The organism is Jatrophihabitans sp., from assembly GCF_036389215.1.
Classification (GTDB): Bacteria; Actinomycetota; Actinomycetes; order Mycobacteriales; family Jatrophihabitantaceae; genus Jatrophihabitans_A.
In genome coordinates this window covers 1-11,077 of the sequence record NZ_DASVQG010000205.1, presented here as the reverse complement: position 1 = coordinate 11,077, position 11,077 = coordinate 1, and the positions used below count along the sequence as shown (strand labels likewise).

Annotated in this window: 11 protein-coding genes; 9 read left to right on the top strand and 2 right to left on the bottom strand. The window is 71.9% G+C overall.

What is annotated here, in order from left to right:
• Positions 1-593 (bottom strand): aconitase family protein (locus tag VF542_RS11145; protein WP_408651778.1); only part of this gene is annotated, 593 nt, incomplete at its 3' end.
• A gap of 185 nt (positions 594-778) precedes the next feature.
• Here VF542_RS11145 and VF542_RS11140 point away from each other — a divergent pair.
• The 8 genes from VF542_RS11140 (at position 779) to VF542_RS11105 (ending at position 9,485) form a co-directional block, all read left to right on the top strand.
• On the top strand, positions 779-2,347 hold the full coding sequence (locus VF542_RS11140; RefSeq protein WP_408651777.1) for an NlpC/P60 family protein: 1,569 nt from the start codon (positions 779-781) through the stop codon (positions 2,345-2,347).
• A 68-nt stretch (positions 2,348-2,415) separates the two neighbouring features.
• Positions 2,416-3,465, top strand: a complete 1,050-nt coding sequence (gene moaA, locus VF542_RS11135; protein WP_408651776.1) for a GTP 3',8-cyclase MoaA — start codon at positions 2,416-2,418, stop codon at positions 3,463-3,465.
• 129 nt (positions 3,466-3,594) lie between these two features.
• A complete protein-coding gene (locus tag VF542_RS11130; protein WP_408651775.1) occupies positions 3,595-4,761 on the top strand; it encodes an AAA family ATPase in 1,167 nt (388 codons plus the stop codon).
• Positions 4,758-5,744, top strand: coding sequence for a DUF58 domain-containing protein (locus VF542_RS11125; RefSeq protein WP_408651774.1), 987 nt, complete (start codon positions 4,758-4,760; stop codon positions 5,742-5,744). The genes VF542_RS11130 and VF542_RS11125 overlap by 4 nt, the downstream gene beginning before the upstream one ends.
• The gene (locus tag VF542_RS11120) at positions 5,741-6,700 is read left to right on the top strand and encodes a VWA domain-containing protein (RefSeq protein WP_408651780.1); all 960 of its coding nucleotides are present in this window, start codon (positions 5,741-5,743) and stop codon (positions 6,698-6,700) included. Before VF542_RS11125 ends, VF542_RS11120 begins: the two co-directional genes overlap by 4 nt.
• Before the next feature lie 138 nt (positions 6,701-6,838).
• Positions 6,839-7,543, top strand: coding sequence for a 3-oxoacyl-ACP reductase FabG (gene fabG / locus VF542_RS11115; protein WP_408651773.1), 705 nt, complete (start codon positions 6,839-6,841; stop codon positions 7,541-7,543).
• A gap of 40 nt (positions 7,544-7,583) precedes the next feature.
• A complete protein-coding gene (gene fabI / locus VF542_RS11110) occupies positions 7,584-8,351 on the top strand; it encodes an enoyl-ACP reductase FabI (protein ID WP_408651772.1) in 768 nt (255 codons plus the stop codon).
• A 75-nt stretch (positions 8,352-8,426) separates the two neighbouring features.
• Complete coding sequence (locus VF542_RS11105) at positions 8,427-9,485, top strand: ferrochelatase (protein WP_408651771.1); 1,059 nt, start codon at positions 8,427-8,429, stop codon at positions 9,483-9,485.
• Positions 9,486-9,558: 73 nt separating this feature from the next.
• Here VF542_RS11105 and VF542_RS11100 read toward each other — a convergent pair whose 3' ends face one another.
• On the bottom strand, positions 9,559-10,314 hold the full coding sequence (locus VF542_RS11100) for a hypothetical protein (RefSeq protein WP_408651770.1): 756 nt from the start codon (positions 10,312-10,314) through the stop codon (positions 9,559-9,561).
• A 70-nt stretch (positions 10,315-10,384) separates the two neighbouring features.
• Between VF542_RS11100 and VF542_RS11095 the strand changes: the two genes are divergently transcribed.
• A partial coding sequence (locus VF542_RS11095; protein WP_413790112.1) for a DUF3097 family protein occupies positions 10,385-11,077 on the top strand: 693 nt, incomplete at its 3' end.

The window sequence follows — 11,077 nt, the reverse complement described above, 5'->3', positions numbered from 1 at the left end:
AGGTACTCCAGGTTGACCTGGTGGACGATCCCGGTGTCCGGCGGGACGACCGCGAAGCCGTCGAACGCGGTCTGGCCCCAGCGCAGGAACTGGTAGCGCTCCAGGTTGCGCTGGTACTCCAGGTCGACGTTGCCGGCGAAGGCGTCCGGGCCGCCGAACAGGTCGGCGATCACCGAGTGGTCGATGACCAGCTCGGCCGGGGCCAGCGGGTTGATCCGGGCCGGGTCCCCGCCCAGCTCCGCGACCGCCTCGCGCATGGTGGCCAGGTCCACCACCGCCGGGACGCCGGTGAAATCCTGCATCACCACCCGGGCCGGGCTGAACTGGATCTCGGTGGCGGGTTCGGCCTGCGGGTTCCAGTCGGCGACCGCCTGGATCTGCTCGGCGGTGACGTTGAGGCCGTCCTCGGTGCGCAGCAGGTTCTCCAGCAGCACCTTCAGGCTGTACGGCAGCCGCTGCGAACCGGGCACCCGGTCCAGCCGGAAGTAGGTGAAGGCGGTGTCACCGACCTGGAGCACGTCCTGGGCGTCGAAGCTGTTCTCCTGACCTGCAGGCACGATGGTCTCCTTCGATGCGATTCCCGGCCCCGCCATTCTTCCGCATCGGCGGCTAAGGCCTCCCATCGGTAGGCCGATAGGGCTAGCTGGGTGGGACTCACTCGAGTGTTGCCCCCGTCCGCACGTCCTGGGATGAAACTGATGTGACTGGCGTGACCAGTGGCGCTTATGTGACGGAGCTGGCAGTCTGTCCGACAGCATTGACGAGCAGAGGGGTCCCGGTGTTCAGACAAGCCCGCCAGGCGGCTGACCCGCACGTGCCCCGGCGCCGCGTCGGTACGGCGCCCGGCACCGGCACCGCGCCCGGCGCCCGGCGGAGGCTGTGGGCTCTGCTCTGCGCCGCCGCGGTGACCGCGTCGCTGCTGTCCGCGGCCGGCCCCGTGCATGCCACCCCCCGGCCGCCGAACCCTTCCGACGCCCAGCTCGCCGCGGCCCGGGCGGCCAAGGCGTCGCTGGCCAACACCGTCGGGGTGCTGTCCGGCCAGATCGTGCAGGCCCAGGCCCAGCTGCGCTCGCTCAGCGCCAAGGTGGAATTCGCCGAGCAGAAGTTCACCTACGCCATCTTCAAGCTCGACAAGGCCAAGACCGAGGCCGCCCACGCCCAGGCCGACGTGGTGTCGGCCCAGAAGGGCATCGAGGCCGCCCGGGCCAACCTGACCAGCTACGTGCACGACAGCTACGTCTCCTCGACCATGGGCTCGTCCACCGTGGGCCTGCTCAGCGCGAGCGACCCGAGTGCCCTGCTGCAGAGCGGCGACTACCGCCATTACGTCTCCTCCCGGCACCTGGACGTCATGAGCAGCCTGGACCGGGCGACCGTGGCCAAGTCCAACGCCGAGGCCAAGGCCAAGGGCCTGGTGGAGCTGCAGGCCAAGCTGGCCGCCGAGGCCGCGGCCGCCCAGCGCGCCGCCCAGCAGGCCTACGCCAACCAGAAGGCGCAGGCCGCCCAGCTGCGGATCCAGGAGGCCGCCTTCCAGCGCCAGCTGGTCGCCGCCCAGACCCAGCTGGCGACCCTGAACGGCCAGCGGGCGAAGTTCCTGGCCTACCAGCGCGAGCAGGCCCGGATCGCGGCCGAACGAGCCCGGCAGGCCGCACTGGCCCGGGCCCGGGCAGCGGCCGCAGCCGCCAAAGCCCGGGAGGAGGCTCGCGAGGAGGCCCGCCGGGAGGCCGAACGCCAGCGGCGCCAGCAACAACAGCAGCAGAACAGCAAGAGTGGCAGCAGCAGCAGCAGCAACAGCAACAGCAGCGGTAGCGACAGCGGCGGCAGCGACAACGGCAGCAGCGACAACGGCGGCAGCAGCGACAACGGCGGCTACACCCCGCAGCCACCGTCCGGCTCCTCCGGCGGCTGGACGGCCAGCAAGGGCCGGGCCGCGGCCAACCGGGCGTTGAGCCGGCTGGGCACCCCGTACGCCTGGGCCGGTGGCGGCTACAACGGACCGACCTGGGGCACCGACTCGCCCGGCACCGAGGGCGCGCACGACAGCCAGGTGTTCGGCTTCGACTGCTCGGGCCTGACCATGTACGCCTGGGCGCCGCAAGGCATCTACATGGATCACTTCGCGGCCTCGCAGTACTACGCCGGTTCCGTCCACCCCCAGCCCGGCCAGTTTCTGCCGGGTGACCTGCTGTTCTGGTCCGACAGCGGGATCAGCGCCATCCACCACGTCGCGATGTACATCGGCGGGGGCAATGTCGTGCAGGCGCCCCAGTCGGGCGACGTGGTGAAGGTGACGCCGTGGGACCAGGTGACCTACGGCTACATCGGGGCGACCCGGCCGCTGTCCTGACCCCCCGCGCCATGGCAGCGTTCAGGGCGTAGAAGCGTCCATGGCGCAGAAGCGTCTAGGCTGGAGAAATGAGTCCGGCGACCGAGCCCGCGTCCGGCGCGGTGCTGCTCGACACGTTCGGGCGGCAGGCCGAGGACCTGCGCATCTCCCTGACCGACAAGTGCTCGCTGCGCTGCACCTACTGCATGCCCGCCGAGGGGTTGGCCTGGTTGCCGGCCAAGGCGGTGCTCTCCGATGACGAGATCATCCGGCTGGCGACGGTGTTCCTGGGCTTGGGCGTTCGGACGATCCGGTTGACCGGTGGCGAGCCGCTGGTCCGGGCCGGGGTCGCCGGCCTGGTCCGCCGGCTGGCCGGACTCCGGCCCAGGCCTGAACTGTCGCTGACCACGAACGCGATCTCACTTGCCGACAAGGCCGTGGAACTGGCCCGGTCCGGCCTGGATCGGGTCAACGTCTCGCTCGACACCCTGGACCGGGAGAAATTCCACAACCTCACCCGGCGGGATCGGCTGGCCGACGTGCTGGCCGGGCTGGAAGCCGCCCAGCAGGCCGGCCTGCGCCCGATCAAGGTCAACGCGGTGCTGATGCGCGAGCAGAACCTTGCCGAGGCGCCGCAGTTGTTGAGCTGGGCGCTGCGGGCCGGGTACCAGATGCGCTTCATCGAGCACATGCCACTGGATGCCGAGCACCTGTGGACGATGGCCGGCATGGTGACCGCCGACGAGGTGCTCTCGGTGCTCGGCCAGTCCTTCCAGCTGCGTCCGGTCGGGCATCGTGGCCACGCCCCGGCCGAGGAGTTCGAGGTGCTGGACGGTCCCGGCCGGGCAGGCTGGGCTCCCGCGCCGCAGGGCGGCTACCGGGTCGGCATCATCGCCTCGGTCAGCCGGCCGTTCTGCCGCGACTGCGACCGGCTGCGGCTCACCGCCGACGGCCAGTTGCGCACCTGCCTGTTCGGCCACCAGGAGACCGACCTGCGGGCGGCGCTGCGCGACGGCGCGTCCGACCAGGAGCTCGCCGAGCTGATCCGGCAGGCGGTGCGCGCCAAGCCCGCCGGGCACGGCATCAACGCGCCGGGGTTCCGCCAGCCCGAGCGCCCGATGTCGGCAATCGGCGGCTGAGGCGCCGCACAGCATGCTCGGTTACCGTTGCCGGTAGCAGCGGCACAGCATGGGCGGACGCAACCAGCAAGGGCCGCACCCTCAGGAACAGTGCCGGCACACCGAAGAGGAACCAGTGCGAGGAGACACATGACCGAGCGGGCTTCGATCCCCACCCCGGCCGCGGACGCCACGGCGCTCGAGCGGGCGATGTTCGAGGTCAAGCGGGTGATCGTCGGCCAGGAGCGGATGGTCGAGCGGCTGATGGTCAGCCTGCTCGCCCGCGGGCACTGCCTGCTCGAAGGGGTGCCCGGAGTCGCCAAGACCCTCGCCGTCGAGACGCTGGCCCGGACTGTCAGCGGAACCTTCGCCCGGCTGCAGTTCACCCCGGACCTGGTGCCCTCCGACATCGTCGGAACCCGGATCTACCGGCCGGGCTCGGAGCAGTTCGACACCGAGCTGGGCCCCGTGTTCGCCAACTTCGTACTCGCCGATGAGATCAACCGGGCGCCGGCCAAGGTGCAGTCGGCGCTGCTGGAGGTGATGGCCGAGCGCCAGGTGTCCCTGGGCGGCAAGCGGTACCCGCTGCCGGACCCGTTCCTGGTGCTGGCCACCCAGAACCCGATCGAGAGCGAGGGCGTCTACCCGCTGCCCGAGGCGCAGCGCGACCGGTTCCTGATGAAGATCACGGTGGACTACCCGTCGCCGGCCGAGGAGCGCGAGATCGTCTACCGGATGGGCGTCGAGCCGCCGGTCGCGCAGGCGGTGATCAGCACCGATGACCTGATCGCGCTGCAGCACCGGGCCGCCCGGATCTTCGTGCACCACGCGGTGGTCGACTACGTGGTCCGGCTGGTGATCGCCACCCGGCAACCGGCCGAGTTCGGCATGGCCGACGTCGCCGGCTGGGTGTCCTACGGCGCCAGCCCGCGGGCCAGCCTGGGGCTGATCGCGGCCGGCCGGGCGCTGGCCCTGCTGCGCGGCCGCGACTACGTCCTGCCGCAGGACGTCCTGGACCTGGCCATCGACGTCCTGCCGCACCGGATGGTGCTGTCCTACGACGCGATCGCCGACGGGGTGACGGCCGGGCACGCGGTCTCCCGGGTGTTGCAGACGGTGCCGCTGCCGCAGGTGGCACCCCGGCAGCGCGCCACCAGCGGCTTCATCCCGGCCGCCACCACGGCCCCCCCGCAGGCCAGCACCGCCGGCTACACCAACGGTGCGCACGCCGCGCCGAGCAGCCAGCCGCTGAGCCAGTTCCCCAACCAGCAGGCCGGCCAGCAGCGGCAGTCCGGTAACTGGGCACCGCCGGCGTGAGCAGGCCCGGTCCTCCAGCCGCCGGCGCGGATCGTCCCGCGACTCCCGGGCAGGCGGTGGTGCCCGCCCAGGTCGAGGCGGTGCTGCGCCGGCTGGAGTACGCCGTGCGCAACAAGCTCGACGGCCTGCTGCTCGGCAGCTATCTCGGCCTGGTTCCCGGGCCCGGAAGCGAGCCGGGGGAGTCGCGCCAGTACTACCCCGGCGACGACGTCCGGCGAATGGACTGGCCGGTCACGGCCCGGACGATGACCCCGCACGTCCGCCAGACGGTCGCGGACCGGGAGCTGGAGACCTGGCTGGTGGTGGACCTGTCGCCGAGCCTGGACTTCGGCACCGTCAACATGGAGAAGCGCGAGCTGGTATTCGCCGCCGCGACCGCCATCACCCACCTGACCGCCAAGGCCGGCAACCGGATCGGCGCGATCATCACCACCGGCGAGCAGCTCTCCCGGATACCCGCGGTGGCCGGCACCAACCACGCCCGGTATCTGATGCGCAAGCTGGCGGGCACCCCCCGGGCGGCCGAGGGCCGGCGCGGTGACCTGGCGATGGCGCTGGAGCAGGTCCGGCGGCCGCCGCGGCGGCGCGGCATGGTGGTGGTGATCTCGGACTTCCTCGGCGACCAGGACTGGGAACGGCCGCTGCGCGGGCTTGGCGACCGGCATGAGCTGCTCGGCATCGAGGTGCTGGATCCTCGCGAGCTCGAGCTGCCGGCGGCGGGGCTGGTGACCTTCGTCGATCCCGAGTCCGGTGAGCAGCTGGAGGTCCAGACCTCCGACGCCCAGCTGCGGCAGCGCTACGCCGAGGCCGCGGCCGAGCAGCGCAGCCAGATCGCGTCGATGCTGCGCCGGGCCGGCGCTGACCAGTTGCGGCTGCGCACCGACTCCGACTGGCTGTCCGACATCGTGAGATTCGTCCTGACCCGGCGCCGCGGCGTGGCCGTCCGGCCGCCCTCGCGCGCCGGAATGATCGGGGTGCACTGATGCATTTCAGGTCGCCGTACTGGCTGCTCATCCTGCTGGCCGTCGCCGCTGTGGCGCTGGCGTACCTGCTCGTGCAGCTGCGCCGGCGCAAGTTCGTGGCGCGGTTCAGCAACACCCAACTGCTGGCCAGCGTCGTGCCCCGGCGGCCGGGCTGGCGGCGGCACCTGACCTTCGCGCTGCTGCTGGTGGCCCTGACGGTGCTGTCGCTGGGAGTGGCCGGGCCTACCGCCTCGGTCCGGGTGCCGCAGGAGAAGGCCACCGTGATGCTGGCCATCGACGTCTCGCTGTCGATGCAGGCCACCGACGTGCTGCCCAGCCGGCTGGAGGCCGCCCAGCAGGCCGCCGAGGAGTTCGCCGACCTGCTGCCCAAGCGGATCAACCTCGGGCTGGTGAAGTTCGGGCGGGCCGGCAACGTGCTGGTGCCGCCCACCCTGGACCGCGATGTGGTCAAGCGGGCGATCTCGGGCCTGCAGCTGGAGCAGTACACCGCCATCGGCGAGGGGGTGTTCGCCTGTCTCGACGCGCTCAGCACCTTCAGCCGGAGCTCCACCGCGACGAACGAGAAGCCGGCGCCGGCTCGGATCGTGCTGCTCAGCGACGGTTACAACACCGTCGGGCGCAAGGTGTCCGAGGCCGCGGACGAGGCCAAGAAGGCCAGCACGCCGGTGTCGACGATCGCCTTCGGCACCGACGGCGGAACGGTCGAGGTGCAGGGCACGGTGCAGGCGGTGCCCTCGGACAAGGTCACCTTGCGCGGCCTGGCGCAGGCGACCGGCGGCTCGTTCCACACCGCGGCGTCGGTGGAGGAGCTGCGGACGGTCTATGAGGACATCGGCTCCCAGATCGGTTACACCACCGCCCAGCGCGACATCAGCTGGCGGTTCATGCTGGCCGGGCTGTTGCTGGCGATGGCCGCCGGGGCGACGTCACTGCTCTGGTCCGGCCGGCTCAGCTGACCGGCGGGCCATGGCTGACCGGCGGGCCGTGGCTGGCCGGCGGGCCGTGGCTGGCCGGCGGCCTCAGCTGGCCGGCGGGCCGCGCCGGGGCGCGGCCCTGAGCCGGGTCCGCACACCCCATCGGCTAGCGTGAGCCGAGTGAGTCGATCTGTGCTGGTGACTGGTGGTAACCGTGGAATCGGTCTGGCGATAGCTCGGGCGTTCAGCGAGGCGGGGGACAAGGTCGCGGTGACCCATCGCGGCAGTGGCGCGCCGGACGGGCTGTTCGGGGTGCGCTGCGACGTGACCGACGAGGCGTCGGTGGACGCCGCCTTCAGCGAGGTCGAGGCCGAGTACGGCCCGGTCGAGGTGCTGGTGTCCAACGCCGGCATCACCGACGACAAGCTGCTGATGCGGATGAGCCAGGACTCCTTCACCGGAGTGATCGATGCGAACCTGACCGGCGCCTACCGGGTCGCCAAGCGGGCCACCGCCGGCATGCTCAAGGCCCGGGGCGGCCGGATGGTGTTCATCTCCTCGGTGGTGGCGCTGACCGGCGCGCCCGGCCAGGCCAACTACGCCGCCAGCAAGGCCGGGCTGATCGGCCTGGCCCGCTCGATCGCCCGTGAACTGGGCAGCCGCAACATCACCGCCAACGTGGTGGCGCCAGGCTTCATCGACACCGACATGACCGCGGTGCTGACCGAGGCCCGCAAGAACGAGGTGCTGGCCAGCGTGCCGCTGCGCCGGTACGGGGCGGTGGCCGAGGTTGCCGAGGTGGTCCGGTTCCTGGCCTCGGACGCCGCCGGCTATATCACCGGGGCGGTCCTTCCCGTCGACGGTGGTTTGGGCATGGGCATCTGAGTCGCGACGGCTCATCACAGTAGAGAGGGAACCTCACGACATGGGACTTCTGGACGGCAAGCGGTTGCTGATCACCGGCGTCATCACCGACTCCTCGATCGCGTTCTCGGTCGCCAAGGTCGCGCAGGAGCAGGGCGCCGAGGTGGTGCTGACCGGTTTCGGCAGGCTGTCGCTGGTCGAGCGGGTGGCTCGCCGGCTGCCCAAGCCCGCGCCGATCGTCGAATTGGACGTGACCTCCACCGAACACCTCGAGGCACTGGCCGGCCGGGTTCGCGAGCATGTCGACGGCCTGGACGGGGTGCTGCACTCGATCGGCTTCGCCCCGCCCTCCTGCCTCGGCGAGGGTTTCCTGGACGCCCCGTTCGCCGACGTGGCCACCGCGGTCGAGGTGTCGGCCTTCAGCTTCAAGTCCCTCGCGGTGGCGACCCTGCCGCTGTTCGGGGAGTCCGGGGGCTCGATCGTCGGGATGGACTTCGACGCCACGGTCGCCTGGCCCGCCTACAACTGGATGGGGGTGGCCAAGGCCGCCCTGGAATCCACCTCCCGCTACCTGGCCCGCGAGCTCGGCCCGCGCCATATCCGGGTGAACCTGGTCGCGGCCGGGCCGGTGCGCACGATCGCGGCCAAGAGCATCCCGGGCTTCGTCCAGTTCGAGAATGCCTGGGAAGGACGGGCCCCGCTGGGCTGGGACATCAACGACGCCACCCCGGTCGCGATGAGCTGCGCCGCCCTGATGTCGGACTGGTTCCCGGCGACCACCGGCGAGATGATCCACGTCGACGGCGGCTTCCACGCCATGGGCGTCTGAGGCGGGCGTCTGCGGCGGGCGTCTGAGGCGGGCGTCTGAGGCGGGCGTCTGAGGCAGCTCCCCGGCGACGGTAGCTTGCTAAGGGTGACTGAGCCCGTCGATTCGTTCCTGCTGCTCTCCTTCGGCGGCCCGCAAGGCCCCGACGAGGTGATGCCGTTCCTGCGCAACGTGACTGCCGGGCGCGGCGTGCCCGAGGAGCGGCTCGCGGCGGTGGCAGAGCACTACCAGCACTTCGGTGGCGTGTCGCCGATCACGGCGCAGAACCAGGCGCTGCTCGCGGCGCTGGGTGCGGAGTTCGGCCGGCGCGGCATCGACCTGCCGCTCTACTTCGGCAACCGGAACTGGCACCCGTTCCTCACCGACACCGCACGGCAGATGGCAGCCGACGGCCGCCGGCACGCGCTGGTGCTGGCCACCAGCGCGACCGGCTCGTACTCCGGCTGCCGGCAGTACCGCGAGGATCTGGCCCGCACCACCGCTGAGCTGGCCGCCGAGCGGCCGGGGGCGCCCCGGTTCACCAAGCTGCGGCACTACTTCGACCACCCAGGGTTCATCGCCGCCAACGCGACGGCGGTCCGCGGCGCGCTGGCCGAGCTGCCGGCGCAGCTGCGGGACGAGGCCCGGCTGGTGTTCACCGCGCATTCGATCCCGGTCACGATGAACGACACCGCCGGTCCCGAGGGCGGGCTCTACGTGGCGCAGCACCACGAGACCGCCCGGCTGGTGGCCGAATCGGTTCGCGGTGCCGGGGCGCGGTTCGACCTGGTGTGGCAGTCCCGGTCCGGGCCCGCGCAGGTGCCGTGGCTGGAACCCGACATCAACGACTACCTGCGGATGCTGGCCGCCGAAGGGGTGCCGGCCGTGGTGGTGGCACCCACCGGATTCGTCTCCGACCACCTCGAAGTGCTCTGGGACCTGGACAACGAGGCCCGCGAGACGGCGGCGGAGCTGGGGCTGGAGTTCGTCCGGGCCGGCACGGCCGGCACCGACCCGGCCTTCGTCGCCGGCCTGGCGGACCTGGTGGAGGAGCGGCTGACCGGCCGGCCCGCGGCCTGTCTGAGCCAACTGGGGCTGTGCGGACAGGACTGCCCTGCCGGCTGCTGCCCGGCTCCGACACGCCGCGGGTCAGGCTGAGCCCTCGTCCTGTCACGATCGCGCGGGTCAGGGACCGGAGTGGGTCTTGAGCGCGGGCTGGACCGCGCGCGGGTCAGGGACCGGCCGAGACCTCGGCCGCCGCGTTGTAGCCCGCCAGCAGCGCCCGGCGGACGGCCAGCCGCAGGGGGGCCAGCGCCAGGTCACGCTCAGCGACAGCGGCGGCGGTGAGCTGGGCGGTGTCGTCGGAATCGACCACGATCAGCACCGCGGACAGCCGCTCGGCCTGGGCGATCAGCCGGACCGCCCGGGGTGGGTGGCTGGCCGGCAGGTGCAGGCGCTCACCGGCGCGCCGGGCGTCCGACAGCGCCGGCGCGATGTCGCTGAGCCAGCTGGTGACACCACGCCGGGCGAACAGGGACGCGGTCTCGCGGATCGACTCGGTCAGGTCGTGCTCGGCGTCGGCCATGCTGATCGGGTCAGGCGGCAGCTCACTGAAATCGGCCCGGTGCCAGATCGACTCCCGGCCGGCGCTGCTCGGAGTCTCCCGGCCAGGCAGCACCGTCAGCCCGAAGTCCCGGCCGTAGACCGCCTCTCCGGCCGTCAGCGCGGCGTTGCGGAACGCCGGCGGGCCGGCCAGGCCGCGGACATCACCGGGAACCGGGAGCGCCAGCGTCAGGACGGACGTGCCGGCGCGCTTCCACTCGGCCAGCGCGGCACCGACCGGGCTCGGTCCGGGACCGAAGCCCTGGCCACCGACATGGCGGCCGGTGCCGGTGACGGCGTCGAGCACGTCGTCGAACGCTGCGGCACCTGCCAGCCAGGCAGAGCCCCAGGCAGCGAGCTGGGCACAGCGTCGTTCGATCGGCACAGCTGCCAACGGTACCGAACGGTTGCGACGGGCGTGGGCTTCCCCGCTGCCTGCGGGGCTGATCCCTAAGCTGCTCGACGTGTATCCCGACGATGTGCTGGCCGGCGGTTCCACCCATCGCCGTAAGGCTGTTCGGCAGGTTCCGGCGGAGCTGGAGCTGGTGGTCGAGACGCTGGACGGCTATTGCGGAGCGGTGGTGGCGCTGGGCCGGACGGTGGTGGCCGGCGAGCAGCGCGACACCGTCACGCTGGCCGACCGCTTCGACCGGCAGCGGCAGTTTCCGATGTTGCCGGCCAGCTTCCTGCTGGAGGGTGAGCTGGTGACGCTGATCCGTCCGGCCGCCGCGGCAGCTGCCCCGAGCCGCCCCGGCCGCACCGCGTCCGGTTCGGTTGCCGTCGCGGGGGTCACGGCGCAGGTGGCCAAGGCCAGCCGGATCTGGGTCGAGGGGGTGCACGACGCCGCCCTGGTGGAGCGGATCTGGGGCGAGGACCTGCGCATCGAAGGGATCGTGGTGGAGCCGCTCGGTGGCATCGACGAGCTGGCCGAGCACGTTCGCCGGTTCCGGCCCGGCACCGGCCGCCGGCTCGGGGTGCTGGTGGACCACCTGGTGCCGGGCTCGAAGGAGACCCGGATCGCTGCCACGGTCACCTCACCGCACGTCCTGATCAACGGCCATCCCTACGTCGACATCTGGCAGGCGGTGAAACCCACCGCTCTCGGCATCCAGGCGTGGCCGGTGATCGGCCGGGACGTCGCGTGGAAG